10 protein-coding genes are annotated in these 14,263 nt (G+C 70.4%); 8 read left to right on the forward strand and 2 right to left on the reverse strand.

Going from position 1 to position 14,263, the window contains the following annotated elements:
- Window positions 1-5: 5 nt before the first annotated feature.
- A complete protein-coding gene (locus ACZ6SA_RS00855) occupies window positions 6-848 on the reverse strand; it encodes an amidohydrolase family protein (RefSeq protein ID WP_465825877.1) in 843 nt (280 codons plus the stop codon).
- 298 nt (window positions 849-1,146) lie between these two features.
- On the opposite strand from ACZ6SA_RS00855, the gene ACZ6SA_RS00860 reads away from it, so the two are divergent.
- Window positions 1,147-3,570: a glycoside hydrolase family 95 protein gene (locus ACZ6SA_RS00860; protein ID WP_465825879.1), complete on the forward strand. Its 2,424-nt coding sequence runs from the start codon at window positions 1,147-1,149 to the stop codon at window positions 3,568-3,570.
- Here ACZ6SA_RS00860 and ACZ6SA_RS00865 read toward each other — a convergent pair.
- Entirely contained in the window at window positions 3,557-4,669 is a 1,113-nt protein-coding gene (locus ACZ6SA_RS00865; protein WP_465825881.1) for an FCD domain-containing protein, read from the reverse strand. The genes ACZ6SA_RS00860 and ACZ6SA_RS00865 overlap by 14 nt on opposite strands.
- A gap of 161 nt (window positions 4,670-4,830) precedes the next feature.
- On the opposite strand from ACZ6SA_RS00865, the gene ACZ6SA_RS00870 reads away from it, so the two are divergent.
- The 7 genes from ACZ6SA_RS00870 to ACZ6SA_RS00900 are packed head-to-tail and all read left to right on the forward strand — an operon-like array spanning window position 4,831 to window position 14,253.
- Window positions 4,831-6,102 (forward strand): ABC transporter substrate-binding protein, encoded by a 1,272-nt coding sequence (locus ACZ6SA_RS00870; protein ID WP_465825883.1) that lies wholly within the window; start codon window positions 4,831-4,833, stop codon window positions 6,100-6,102.
- On the forward strand, window positions 6,099-7,031 hold the full coding sequence (locus tag ACZ6SA_RS00875) for a carbohydrate ABC transporter permease (RefSeq protein WP_465825885.1): 933 nt from the start codon (window positions 6,099-6,101) through the stop codon (window positions 7,029-7,031). The genes ACZ6SA_RS00870 and ACZ6SA_RS00875 overlap by 4 nt, the downstream gene beginning before the upstream one ends.
- Window positions 7,028-7,834 carry a carbohydrate ABC transporter permease gene (locus ACZ6SA_RS00880; RefSeq protein ID WP_347622522.1) on the forward strand — a complete coding sequence of 269 codons (807 nt, stop codon included), beginning with the start codon at window positions 7,028-7,030 and terminating at the stop codon, window positions 7,832-7,834. Before ACZ6SA_RS00875 ends, ACZ6SA_RS00880 begins: the two co-directional genes overlap by 4 nt.
- A 2-nt stretch (window positions 7,835-7,836) precedes the next feature.
- A complete protein-coding gene (locus tag ACZ6SA_RS00885; protein ID WP_465825887.1) occupies window positions 7,837-9,828 on the forward strand; it encodes a DUF8034 domain-containing protein in 1,992 nt (663 codons plus the stop codon).
- 8 nt (window positions 9,829-9,836) lie between these two features.
- On the forward strand, window positions 9,837-10,604 hold the full coding sequence (locus ACZ6SA_RS00890) for an RraA family protein (protein WP_347642098.1): 768 nt from the start codon (window positions 9,837-9,839) through the stop codon (window positions 10,602-10,604).
- On the forward strand, window positions 10,601-12,457 hold the full coding sequence (locus ACZ6SA_RS00895; RefSeq protein WP_465825890.1) for a right-handed parallel beta-helix repeat-containing protein: 1,857 nt from the start codon (window positions 10,601-10,603) through the stop codon (window positions 12,455-12,457). Before ACZ6SA_RS00890 ends, ACZ6SA_RS00895 begins: the two co-directional genes overlap by 4 nt.
- On the forward strand, window positions 12,454-14,253 hold the full coding sequence (locus ACZ6SA_RS00900; protein WP_465825892.1) for a right-handed parallel beta-helix repeat-containing protein: 1,800 nt from the start codon (window positions 12,454-12,456) through the stop codon (window positions 14,251-14,253). Before ACZ6SA_RS00895 ends, ACZ6SA_RS00900 begins: the two co-directional genes overlap by 4 nt.
- The last annotated feature ends 10 nt before the right edge of the window (window positions 14,254-14,263 follow it).

A 14,263-nucleotide genomic window follows, 5' to 3' on the forward strand; every position in this document is an offset into this window, starting at 1 on the left:
GGGCGTCAGTCCAGCCGGTACGCCCGCCGCGCCGCCCCGGCGAAGACGTCGGCGCGCTCGCTGTCCGACAGGCCCGCGCAGAGCTCGTCCGCGGCCTCGGCGACCTGTCCGTAGCCGGCCGCGAGCAGGCACACGGGCCAGTCGGAGCCGAACATCACCCGCTCGGGCCCGAACGCCTCCAGAACGGTCTCGGCGTACGGCCGCAGGTCGGCCACCTGCCAGGACGCCCGGTCGGCCTCGGTGACCATCCCGGACAACTTGCAGAAGACGTTGGGATGGCGGGCCAGCTCCAGGATCCGGTCGCGCCACGGCTCCAGCTCGCCCGAGGCGATCGGCGGCTTGGACAGGTGGTCGAGCACGAACGTCAGCTCCGGCACGGCGGCCACCGTGTCGATGGCGGCGGGCAGCTGGTGCGGGAGCGTGAGCAGGTCGTAGGCCAGCCCGGCGGCGGCCACGGCGGCGAGCCCGCGGCGCACGTCGGCGCGGGTCAGCCAGCCGGGGTCGGGCTCGGACTGCACGCCGTGCCTGACGGCGACCAGCCCGCCGCGCTGTCCATGGGGCAGCCCGGCGAGGGTGTCGGCGGCGTCGGGCGCGGTCAGGTCGATCCAGCCGACGACGCCCGCGACGAGCTCGGACCGGGCGGCCAGGGCCAGGAACTCGCGGGTCTCGTCAAGGTCGGGCAGCACCTGCACCAGCACGGTGCGGCTCACCCCGGCCGCGGCGGCGGGCCCGGCGAGGTCGTCGAGGGTGAACGTGCGGCGCACGGGGGCCATGGGCTCCGGGTCGAGCCAGGCGTGGGGGCGGACGGACAGATCCCAGACGTGGTGGTGGGCGTCGATGCGGGTCATCACGGCTTCCGGCTCGGTCGGGAGCCGGCGGCGGCCGCCCACTCCACGAGGAGATCGTTTCCGGACCGGAACCTAACATACATCCTACGTTAGAGCCAGAAATGAGGGAGGTATAGACATCAGAGCCCTCTTCGCGTAGACATACATCCCATGTTCGCGGCGAACCTCCGCTGAACGACTCGCCTTCGACGTCCCCCGCGGTCCGAGAGACATCCGGACCCCTGACGGTGCGATCGCCCTCATCGCTCTCATGACATCCCGCCCCGGCGGCGGCATGCGTTCTGGAAGAGGAGTAACGGTGACCAACGACGGCTACACACGACGAGGCGTGCTCGCGACGGGCTTAGGCGCCGCGGCCGGATCCATGCTCGTGACCGGGGTGAGCGCCGGTCCCGCGCGGGCCGGTACGCCGCACGGCCCGGAGGGCAACCCGCTCACCCTCTGGTACACCCGCCCGGCCGAGGAGTGGCTCGAAGCGCTGCCCGTCGGCTGCGGGCGGATCGGCGCCATGGTGTTCGGCGGCGTGGCCACCGAGCGGTTCCAGCTCAACGAGGACAGCATCTGGGCCGGCGGGCCGCACACCTACGACAACCCCGAGGCGCTGGCCGCCCTCCCGCAGATCCGGCAGTGGGTCTGGGAGGACAAGTGGCAGAAGGCGCAGAACCTGGCCGACGAGAAGTTCCTCGGCATCCCGAGCGAGCAGGCGCCGTACCAGGTGCTCGGCGACCTCACCCTGACCTTCCCCGGGCCGGCCGAGTTCACCGACTACCGGCGCGAGCTCGACCTGACCCGAGCCGTCACCACCGTCACCTACGTCCGCGACGGCGTCCGCCACACCCGCGAGGTCTTCGCCAGCAACCCCGGCCAGGTCATCGTCGTGCGCCACACGGCCGACAAGCCCGGCTCGGTGACGTTCCAGGCGGCCTTCTCCAGCCCGCAGGCCACCACGACGGCCGCCGCCGGCTCCGCCACCATCGCCCTCGACGGCGTCAGCGGCGACACCCAGGGGCTCAGGGGCGAAGTGCGCTTCCGCGCCCTGGCCAGGGCCGAGGCGAAGGGCGGGACGGTCGGCACCGACGGCGGCACGCTCACCGTGACCGGCGCCGACGAGGTGACGCTGCTCATCTCCATGGGCTCCAGCTACCGCAGCTTCAAGGACGTCGGCGGCGACCCCGCCGAGGTGGCCGAACGGCATCTGAAGCGGGCCGCCGGGCAGCCGTACGAGGTGCTGCGGCGCAAGCACGTCCACGACTACCGGAAGCTGTTCGGCAGGGTCGAGATCGACCTCGGCACGTCGGAGGCGGTCGCGCTGCCGACCGGCGAGCGCATCGCCCGCCAGCAGCTCGACACGGACCCGCAGCTGGCCGCCCTCTACTTCCAGTACGGCCGCTACCTGCTGATCTCCTGCTCCCGGGCGCCCGGCCACGCGGCCAACCTGCAGGGCATCTGGAACGACTCCCTCACGCCGGCGTGGGAGTCGAAGTACACCATCAACATCAACTGCGAGATGAACTACTGGCCGGCCGGTCCCGGCAACCTCATCGAGTGCATGGACCCGCTGTTCGACCTGATCAAGGACCTGGCCGAGACCGGCGCGCGCACCGCCAGGACGCAGTACGGCGCGAAGGGCTGGGTCGCCCACCACAACACCGACGGCTGGCGCGGCACGGCGCCCGTGGACTTCGCGTTCTACGGCGTGTGGCCGACCGGCGGGGCGTGGTTGTGCCTGACGCTGTGGGAGCACTACCTCTACACCGGCGACGAGCGGCGGTTGCGCGAGCACTTCCCGCTCATCAAGGGCTCGGTGGAGTTCTTCCTCGACACCCTCCAGACCGACCCCAGGACCGGCCACCTGGTGACCAACCCCTCCCACTCGCCGGAGGTGGGCCATCACGAGGACGGCGACGAGAACGTCAGCATCTGCGCGGGGCCCACCATGGACATGCAGATCCTGCGGGACCTGTTCGGCGCGTTCGCGGAGGCGTCGGAGGTCCTCGGGGTCGAGGAGGACCTGCGCGCGAAGGCCGGCGAGGCCCGCTCGCGGCTCGTGCCCAACCAGGTGGGGCATCTCGGGCAGATCCAGGAATGGCAGGAGGACTACCGCGGCGACGCCGCCCTGTCGCGCAGCCGGCACATCTCCCACCTGTGGGGGCTGTTCCCCGGCCACCAGATCGACCCGCGCCTCTCCCCCGACCTGGCCCAGGCGGCCCGCCGGACGCTGGAGCTGCGTGGCGAGGCGGGTGCGGGATGGTCGCTCGCCTGGAAGATCAACTTCTGGGCGCGGCTGCTGGACTCCGCCGAGGCGTACAAGCGGCTGGGCAACCTGCTCGTGCCCGCGCGCACCGCCCCCAACATGTTCGACCTGCACCCGCCGTTCCAGATCGACGGGAACTTCGGCGGGGTCTCCGGGATCACGGAGATGTTGCTGCAGAGCCACGGCGACCAGGTGCACCTGCTGCCCGCCCTGCCCGGCGCATGGCCCGCCGGGTCGTACCGGGGGTTGCGGGCGCGCGGCGGGTTCGAGGTGGACCTCGCGTGGGAGGGCGGCGCCCTGCGGCGCGGCCGGATCCGCTCGGACCTCGGACGCGAGCTCACCCTCCGCACCGCCCGCCCGGTCACCGTCACGGAACGAGGCCGCCCCGTCAAGGCCGACCGGCCCGAACCCGGGGTCCTCGTCTTCGGCACCCGCAAGGGCGCGACGTACGAGATCACCCCGGCCTGACGTCCTCCCGGCCCGGCGGGGCGGCGCCGGGCCGGGAACGCGGGCGCGTGCGGGAGGCCTCGCCGCGGGCGTGGGCGGCGAAGAGGCGGGCCGCCTCGTCCGGGTCGCCGGACGACAGGGCCGTCACCAGGTCGTCGTGGTGGCCGGCCATCGCCGTCCAGTCGCCTTCGTAGAGCGGGTTGCCCACCACGTGCAGGCTCCACAGGTTCGACTCGATGGTCCGCCACAACCGCAGCAGGAAGGAGTTTCCGCACGCGGCGCACACCCGCCGGTGGAAGGCGAGGTCGGCGTCCCTGAACGCTCCGATGTCGCCGTCGCCCGCCGCCCGCCGCATGGCCAGCACATCCCCCGCGAGCTGCTGCAACGTCTCGGGCTGGATGCGGACGGCGGCGCCGCGTGCGGCATACTCCTCCAGCAACACCCTGATGTCACGCACCTCCCGGGCCTGCTCGTCGGAGATCTCCGCGACGTAGCTGCCCCGGTTGGGATAGGAGATGACCAGTCCCTCGTGCGCCAATCGCTTGATAGCCTCTCTCGCCGGGGCCTGGCTGGTGCCGACCCGGCGGGCGATCTCGGCCTCCACCAGCCGCTGCCCGGCCACGAGCTCCCCCGAGACGATCCAGCCGCGCAGCAGCGCGTAGACGCGGTCGGACAGCAGCTCCCTGGGCAGCACCTGGCTGGCGGGCGGCGCGATCTGCTGCTCCTGCCAGATGCGCGCGACCGTCGACTGCGACAGCCCGAGCTGCCTGGCCATCGAGCGGGTGGAGGGCAGGAGGGAGGGCGCTGCGGAGCCGTGGGCCGCGGCGGCGATCACGCGCTCGGCCTCCTGCCGCTCCGTGCTGCGCGGCCGCCCGGGTCTCGGCGCGTCGGCCAGGCCGTCGAGGCCGCGCTCCACGAAGCGGGCGCGCCACTTCGCGACGGTCGCCGAGCTGACGTCGAGCCGGGCCGCGATCTCCTTGCGCGGCAGCCCGTCGGCGCACGCCAGCACGATGCGGCTGCGCAGGCCCAGCCCGCCCCCGGCTTCCTCCGCCCACGCCTCGAGCGTGGCGCGCTCCTCGGCGCCCATTACCAGCCGTTTGTCGTCAACGCGTCCAGTCACGCCCCGACTCTAACGTACTTATGACTCAGATAGTCGCCGGAAACGTATTTGTAGCAGAGCAAAACCCCTTGACCGACCCCGGTTGCCAACGTATTAAATAATCGCTAATCGAGTATCGACCCATTAAAAAGGCGTCGCAGATCTCGCCCCTTGGAGGTGCGATGCGGTCCCCCCGTTCATTCCCCGTCCTGTCAGGCATCGGATGCCTGCTCCTGCTCACCGGCTGCGGCGGGGGCGGCTTCGCCGGCGACTCCCAAGCACAGCAGAGCGAGGGCGGCCAGGTCACCGTCAGGATGCTGGTCAACATCAGCCCGAACCTCACGCAGGCGTTCTGGGACGGCCTGGTCAAGCCGTTCGAGCAGGCGAACCCCGGCATCGACGTGAAGATCGAGGCGCCTACCGGCAAGGGCGTGGCCGACACGCTGCCGCAGCAGCTCGCCGCCGGCAACGCCCCCGACGTGGTCGAGACGCTGATGGCCGACGAGACGCTGGCCAAGCAGATGCTCGACCTGAGCGACCAGCCGTGGGCGAAGGACACGCCGCTGGTCGAGCAGGCCAGGCTGGGCGGCAAGATCTACACCGTCGGCGTCGGCGTGCAGGCCCAGTCGCTGGTCTTCTACAACAAGGCCGCCTTCGGCAAGGCCGGGATCGACAAGCCGCCGACCACGTGGGACGAGCTCGACGCGGCCATGGGCAAGCTCAAGTCGGCCGGCTACCTGCCGCTGCAGACCGGCGGCGACTTCCTGACCGGCCTGCAACTGCTCCAGCTCTCCAACCCCTCCCGGGCCCAGCACCACCCCACCTGGCAGCAGGACGTCACGTCGGGCAAGATCAAGGCCGGCGAGTCGCTGCTGCCGTACCTGGAGCGCTACCACGGCTGGATCGGCAAGGGGTACGTCGACAAGAACGCCCTGGGCATGAAGTACGCCGACGCCGAGACCGCGTTCCTGTCCGGCAAGTCGGGCATGTACGTCATGGGCAGCTGGTTCACCGCCGCCGAGGCCAAGGCCGAGAAGGACTTCGAGGTCGGCGTCTTCCCTGCCCCGGTCGACAAGGGCCAGCAGCACCCCGGCCCGCAGGGCGCGACGCTCGCGGCCCCGTACATGATCCTCAAGTCCAGCCCGCAGAAGGACGCGGCGCTCAAGCTGGTCCAGTGGCTCGTCACCGACCCGGCCGCGGTCAAGAGCCAGCTCAAGCAGGACGGCAACTTCCGCACCGGCGTCGAGCGCGAGTTCACCCCGCTGGAGAAGCAGGTGCAGGAGATCCTCGACCAGGCGCCGGCCGGCGTCCCGCAGGGCGAGGGCTACGGCGACGCCACCCTCCCCAAGGGCTTCAACTCCGCGTGGAACACCGAGGTCCAGGGCCTGTACGTGGGCAAGTCGCCCAAGGAGGTCGCCGAGGGCGTGGACCGCTGGCTGGCCGGACGCTCATGACCCTCACCCGGGAAGCACCCGTGGCCACCGCGCGCGAGACGCCGCGCAGGCCCAGGCGGCGGCACGACGGCCTGACGACCGCGCTGATGGCCGGCCCGGCCACCATCCTCTACGTGGTGATGCTGGTCATCCCGGTCGGCCTGGCCTTCTACCTGAGCCTGACCGACTGGGACGGCTTCAGCGCCGACCCCGCCTTCGTCGGCGCCGCCAACTACGCGAGCCTGCTCGACGACCCCGAGCTGCGCCGCGCGGCCCTGGTCACCCTGCTGATCGCGGCGGCGGGCACGGCCGGGCTCAACCTGCTCGGCCTCGGCTTCGCCCTCCTGGTGAACGGTGCCTCCCGGGCCAACACGTTCTTCCGGATCGTGCTGTTCTACCCGCACGTGCTCAGCGCCCTCGTGGTCGGCTTCCTCTGGTCGGCCATCCTCGGCACCACCGGCGCGGTCAACAACCTGGTGACCACGTGGGGCGGTGAGGTGCTGCCGTTCCTGTCCGACCCTGCCTGGGCCACGGTCACGATGATCGCGGTGCTGGTGTGGGCCGGGTTCGGCGTCAACGTCGTGCTCTACCTGGCCGGGCTCCAGGCGGTGCCGCACTCGCTGATCGAGGCCGCGAAGATCGACGGGGCGACCCGGTGGCAGGTGTTCAGGAACGTGACACTGCCCGCGCTGGGGCCGTCGGTGACGATCAACATCGTGCTGTCGCTGGTGACGCTGCTCAAGACGTACGACCTGGTGGTGTCGCTGACGGCGGGCGGCCCCGCCGGGCAGACCCAGACCGTCGCCTACCTCATCCTGTGGAACTCCTTCCACGACGCCCGCCTCGGCTTCGGCTCGGCGCAGTCGGTGATCCTCATGCTGGTCACCGCGGCGCTGGCGTTCGTGGTGACCAAGCTGCGCCGGCGCGGCGAGATGGCGGTGCACCAGTGAGAAAGACCTTCCTCTGGGCGACCGTCGCCTTCATGCTCGTCCCGCTCTACGTGCTGACCGTCAACGCGTTCAAGGGCCAGCAGGACATCCTGAGCGACCCGTTCGGCCTGGGCGGCCTCACGCTGGAACCGCTCGGCAGGGCGCTGACGAACCCGCAGTTCGACGTGGTCAAGGGGTACGCGGTCACGCTGCTGTTCGTGGTGGCCGTCAACGTGCTGTCGGTGCTGCTGGCCGCGCCCGCCGCGTACACGATCGCGCGCAGCCCCAAGCGCCGGTTCCGGGTGCTCATGCTGTTCTTCCTGGCCGGGACGTTCATCCCGGGCCAGGTGCTGGTCATCCCCGTCGTGTACGTGCTCAAGACCCTCGGCCTCATGGGCACCATCCGCGGGTTCGTGCTGTTCGAGACCACGCTCACGCTGCCGTTCTCGATCTTCCTGTACGCCGGCTACATCGCCACCATCCCCGCCGTGCTCGACCAGGCGGCGGCCGTCGACGGGGCGGGGCGGCTGCGCACGTTCTGGCAGATCGTCTTCCCCCTGATGCGGCCCGCGGTCGCCACGATGGTCATCCTCAACACGTTCTCGGTGTGGAACGACTTCGTGAACCCGCAGATCATCCTGGGCCCCGGCAGCGGCCTCTACACGGTGACCACGGGCGTCTACGCCGCCGTCAGCCAGTACTCCACCGATTACACGGTGGTGTTCCCGACGCTGCTGCTGGCCATCGCCCCGCTCCTCGTCTTCTTCGTCTTCATGCAACGGCACATCATCAGCGGCCTCACCGCCGGGGCCACGAAAGGTTGAAGATGCGCACAGTGCCCTCACCGTCCGAGCCCTCGAAACCCGAGTCCCCCGAGTCCCCCGAGTTCTCGGCGCCCTCCGACCCCGCCGTGCCCTCCGTCACCGCGACCGTCCCGCTCGGCACGCCGCCCGCCTGGGCGGTGCTGGAGCGCCGCCTGTTCGACACGCTCGACGAGGCCTGGCGGGCCTTCGCCGCCCGCTACTGCGGGCCCGACGGGCGGCTCATCTACCACGGGCCGGCAGCCGACCGGGACGGCGCCGACGACTTCTACGAGGCGTTCTTCAACTGGCCGACGCTCTACCAGCTGGGCGGCGCGGACGACCTGCTGGACGCCGCCAAGCACCACTGGGAGGGCGTCACCACGCAGCTCACGGAGCTCGGCTACCTGGTGGACGAGTTCGAGCGCGGCTATGACTGGTTCCACCAGGGCGAGTCGCTGCTGCTGTTCTACGGCATCTGCGCCGCGGACCCGCGCGACGAACGTTTCCGCGAGCGCGCCCGCCGCTTCGCCGACCTCTACCTCCCGGGCTCGGCCAACTACGACGCCGAGCGCGACATCATCCGCGCCCCGCACAACGGCGCCGGCGGCCCCCGCTACGGCCTGCAGTGGGAGTGGGCCTCCTACCACACCGACCTGGTCAGCATGCGGCCGTTCGGCCTGCCGCTGCGCGACCTGCCGGGCATCACGCGGTGGGAGGACCTGGCCGACCCGTGCAACGCCGCCCGCATGGGCGCGGCGATGAGCGAGCGCATCGGCCGCGGCGACGTGGCCGTCAACCTGGCCGCGACGAGCCTGGCCGTCAACGCCTGGCTGTACGACGGCGACGAGCGTTACCGCGACTGGGCGCTGCGCTACATCGGCGCCTGGCAGCGCAGGGCGGAGGCCAACGGCGGGATCCTGCCCGACAACGTCGGCCCGTCCGGCGCCGTCGGCGAGCTGCACGGCGGTCGCTGGTACGGCGGCAACTACGGCTGGCAGTGGCCGCACGGCATCTACAGCGTGGGCGCCGCCGCCGCGATCGCCGCGGTCAACGCCCACCTGCTGACCGGCGACGACGCCGCCCTGGCCATCGGCCGCGACCCTCTGGAGGCCGTGTACGGCCACGCCGTCCAGGCGAGCGTCACCGAGACGGACATGAGCATCAGCGACCGCTGGCTGGCCGAGCTCGGCGACGAGGCGGGCAAGCCCACCATGCTGGTGCCCAACCGGCACGACGACCAGGGCTGGTTCGACTTCCAGCCACCGCAGCTGGGCCTGCCGGTCTGGCTCTGGCACGCGAGCCAGTCCGGCGGCGACGCCGACCGGCTCGACCGGCTGCGGGCCGGCTCCGGCTACGACTGGACGACCGTGCGCCCGTTCCGCAACAAGGAGGAGGCCGGGCACGAGGCGCCCTGGCTGGAGTTCCTGCGCGGCGCCAACCCCGGCTTCCCCGAGGCCATGCTGTCGGCGGCGCTCGGCCAGGTGCAGCGGCGCATGGCGCTCATCGACGCCGACACCGCGGACCTGTCCACCATCCACGTGCACCACTGGCAGCGGCTCAACCCGGTCGTCACGGAGGCGCTGCTGCAGCTGGCCACCGGCACCCCGCAGGTGCTCTACAACGGCGGGCTGCTGCCCGCCCGGCTCGCCTACTTCGACGCCGACCGCCGCCGTCCCGGCCTGCCTCCGGACGTGGCCGCGCTGGTCGACTCGGTACGCCCCGGCGCCACCGGCGTCGAGCTGGTCAACCTCGGCGTCGCCCGCACCCGCAGCGTCGTGGTGCAGGCGGGCGCGTTCGGCGAGCACCGGATCGACCGCGCGGTGGTCACCAGGTCCAGCGGCGACGGCTACCCGGGCGACCCGCGCGCCTACACCCCTCCCCCGATCACCGAGGCCGGGCAGGAGGTGGCGGTGGACGGCCCGCGCCTGCTCGTGGAGCTGCCGCCCGGCCGCCGCATCCGGCTCGACCTGCACACGACCGCGCGCGCCCGCACGCCGTCGCACCAGCACTACTGAGGAGTTTCATGGACGACGCCATCTGGGATCTGCCTGTTCGCGGAGAACTGCCCGCCGAACCCGATCCCGCCCTCGTGGAGGGGCTGTCCCGGATCAGCGCGGCCACCGCCTGCGCCAAGCTGCACGCGCAGGGCATCCGGCGCACCTTCATCGAGGGACCGCGTCCCATCGCCCAAGGACAGAAGATCGCCGGCCGGGTGCGCACGCTGCAGTTCATGCCGCAGCGCGAGGACATCGCCTCCGGGCTCGGCCAGGAGTACGTGGAGCGGCACACCGCCCTGTGGGCCGTGCTCGAGGAGATCCGGCCCGGCGACGTGCTGGTCGTGCAGGCGTACGGCAGCGCCTACACCGGGTGCTTCGGCGACATGCTGGTCCGCTACTTCAAGCGCAAGGGCGGCGCGGGCATCGTCGTCGACGGCCGGATCAGGGATCTGCCCAGGGTGGGCGGCCTCGGCCTGCCGATCTGGTCGACGGGCGCCACCCCCCACTACGCCTCGCAGGCGGAGCTGTTCCCGTGGGCGTACGACGTGCCGGTGGCCGTCGGCGGGACGCTGGCGCTGCCCGGCGACCTGTGCGTGGCCGACGACGACGGCGCGGTGGTCGTGCCGCGCCGTCGCGCCCAGCAGGTGCTGGAGGCGGCGGCCGACCACGAGCAGTGGGAGCTCTACAGCCGCGCCCGCATCGAAGAGGGCGGGGCGCTTTCCGACTACTACCCACTCACCCCCGAAACCCGCGCCGAGTACGAGCGGTGGCGGAACGTCAAGGAGAGCCAGTGATCATCAGGTCTGTCGGCGCGATCATCTTACTCATCGGCGGATTGACCGCCCCGGCCTCCGCCTCCGCTCCTTCGGCGGCGGCCAAGCCCACCTGTGACTACTACGTCTCCCCCTCGGGCGGCGACCGGGGCGACGGCACCGAAAAGCGCCCGTGGAAGTCGATCGAGCAGGCCCGCGACGCCCTGCGGGCCGACAAGAAGCCCCAGAAGTGCGACATCGTGGTCAACGTCAAGGCCGGCGACTACGTCGTCGACAAGACCATCGAGTTCACCGAGGCCGACTCGGGCGAGAACGGCCACACGATCACCTACCGCAGCGCGGACGGGCCGGGCAAGGCCCGCCTGCTCGGCGCCAAGCCGCTCACCGGCTGGCAGAAGTACAAGGGCGACATCTACAAGACCAAGATCGACCGGAACTTCTACACGCTGTTCGAGGACGGCAAGCGCGCCACCACCGCCCGCCACCCGAACAGGACGAGCGACGAGCTGTGGTCCCCCTACCTGTTCTCCATCCTCGGCGAGCCGGAGAAGGAGGCGGTGCGCCAGTGGCTGTACTTCAAGCCGGAGGACGTGCCGCAGGAGTGGGACGCCGACTTCGACCAGAACGCCCAGGTCGTGGTCTGGTCGGGCGGCTCGTGGAGCTGGTTCACCGACACCGTGCCGCTGGGCGGCGCCGACTTCCGCAAGAACTTCTTCACGCTCAACCACTGGGCCCGCTACTCGTTCGTCAACAGCCGCAGCGGCTCGCGCTACTTCCTGCAGAACACGCTGCGCTTCCTCGACCAGCCGGGTGAGTACTACTTCGACTTCGCCAAGGGCGAGGTCTACTACTGGCCGCGCGGCTCGATCGACAAGGTCATGGCGCCGACGGTGAAGACGATCCTGCAGATCGCGGGCAGCACCCCCGAGCAGCGGGTGCACGACCTCGCCTTCGACGGGCTGGCGCTGCAGTACAGCGACTTCGTGGACTGGTATCGCGCGGGCTGGATCAGCGAGGGCGACTCGGGCTACGTGCACAAGTACCCGGTCTACGACCGGCAGATCGAGATGCCGCGCAACCGGTTCGGCATGATCACGGTGACGAACTCGCGGGACATCGACCTGACCAGGCTGCACCTGTCGGACAGCGGCTTCATGGGCGTCTACATGTTGTTCGCCAACGAGCGGGTCAGGGTGTCGGACAGCCTGCTGGAGAACATCGGCGCCGACGGGATCAAGGTCGAGGGCGGCTATCCCGGCGAGGGCGACATCTCGGGTCATCACACGATCACCAACAACTACATCCACCACGTCGGCGAGCTCGTCCCCGGCGACGCGGCCGGCATCGAGCTGATGAGCACGGGCAACAACGAGATCAGCCACATCAACGTCCGGCACAGCGCCCGCTACGGCATCAGCCTCGAGGTCCGTCCCGAGATCAAGGACGAGGACAACTACGCCCGCAACAACCGCTTCTCCTACATCCGCATCGACGAGGCAGGGCTGGACAGCGGCGACATGGGCGCCTTCTACACCTACGGCGTCAGCAACACCGAGCCGCACGAGATCGACAACCACGTCTCGCAGATGGTGATCGGCGACGTCATCAACGACCCGGCCGGCGCGATGCCGGACAGCGGCACCCGGGGCGTGCACATGGACGCCGGCGGCTGCGGCTTCTCCTTCGCCGACATCGAGGTCGGCGAGGTCAGCGACGACAAGTACCAGAGCTACCAGTGCAACGAGGTCACCAACGCCAACTGGGCGGACGGCTTCGACGCCTCGAAGATGGAGTACGACAAGATCGGCGTGACCGACGCGTTCCCGTACCCGCTGCCGGAGGCCAAGGCGGCGCCCGGGAAGGTGCGGCAGTGAAGGTCGTGAGCGCGGCGGTGGTCGTCCTGGCGGCGCTGGTCGTCGCGCCGGCCGCGAGCGCGCAGGCCCCGTGCAAGCCGGTGGAGTTCTACGTCGCGCCCGACGGCGCGGACCGTGGGGCGGGCAACGCGCAACGCCCGTGGAAGACGATCGAGCACGCCCGCGACCAGGTCAGGGCCAAGAAGAAGCACCAGAAGTGCGACATCGTGGTCAACGTCAAGGCCGGCGACTACGTCGTCGACAAGACCATCGAGTTCACCGAGGCCGACTCGGGCGAGAACGGCCACCGGATCATCTACCGCAGCGCGGACGGGCCGGGCAAGGCCCGCCTGCTCGGCGCCGAGCCGCTCACCGGCTGGCAGAAGTACAAGGGCGACATCTACAAGACGAAGGTCGACCGGACCTTCTACACGCTGTTCGAGGACGGCAGGCGCGCCACCACCGCCCGCTTCCCCAACCGCAGGTCCGACGACGTGTGGGCGCCCTACCTCACCTCCGTGCTCAAGGAGCCGGAGAAGGAGGCGGTGCACCAGTGGCTCTACTCCAACCCGGGCGAGTGGGACAAGAGCTGGAACCTCGACAACGCGCAGGTGACGGTCTGGTCGGGCGGCAGCTGGAGCTGGTTCACCGACACCGTCCCGATCCAGAACCCGTCGTGGGACGACAACCAGATCACCCTCGAACACTGGACGCGCTACGCCCTGGTCAACAGCCGCGGCGGCTCGCGCTACTTCCTGCAGAACTCCCTCGACTTCCTCGACCAGCCGGGTGAGTACTTCTTCGACTTCGGCAAGGGCGAGGTCTACTACTGGCCGCGCGGCTCGATCGACGAGGTCATGGCGCCGACGGTGCAGACGATCGTCTCGCTGGCGGGCAGCACCCCGGACAAGCGGGTCCAGAACCTCACCCTCGACGGGCTGGCCCTGCAGTACAGCGACTTCGTCGGCTGGTACCGCAACGGCTGGATCAGCGCGGGCGACGCCGGCGTGCCGCACAAGTACCCCGAGTACGACCGGCAGATCGAGATGCCGCGCAACCGGTTCGGCGCGGTCACCCTCACCAACACCCGGGGCGTCGACCTGACCCGGCTGCACATCGCCGACACCGGCTTCACGGCGGTCTACCTGCTGTTCGCCAACGACCACATCCGGATCTCCGACAGCCTGCTGGAGAACATCGGCGCCGACGGCATCAAGGTCGAGGGCGGCTACCCGGGCGAAGGCGACGTGGCGGGTCACAACGTCTTCACCAACAACTACATCCACCACGTCGGCGAGCTCGTGCCCGGCGACGCGGCCGGCGTCGAGCTCATGAACACCGGCAACAACGAGGTCAGCCACACGGTCGTCCGGCACAGCGCCCGCTACGGCGTCAGCCTGGAGGTGCGCCCCGAGGTCAAGGACGGCGACGGGTACGCGCACGGCAACGTGTTCAAGTATCTCCGCATCGAGGAGGCGGGCCTGGACAGCGGTGACATGGGCGCCTTCTACACCTACGGCGTCAGCAACACCGATCCGCACCCGATCACCAACCACGTCTCCCAGGTCGTGATCGGCGACGTCATCCCCGACGCGTCGATGCCCGACAGCGGGACGCGAGGGGTGCACATGGACGCCGGCGGCTGCGGCTTCTCCTTCGCCGACATCGAGGTCGGCAAGGTGACCGACGACAAGTACCAGAGCTACCAGTGCAACGAGGTCACCAACGCCAACTGGGCGGACGGCTTCGACGCCTCGAAGATGGAGTACGACAAGATCGGCGTGACCAGCGCCTTCCCGTACCCCGTCCCGAGTTAGACGGCGCCCG

Source organism: Nonomuraea sp. NPDC049378 (assembly GCF_055586745.1).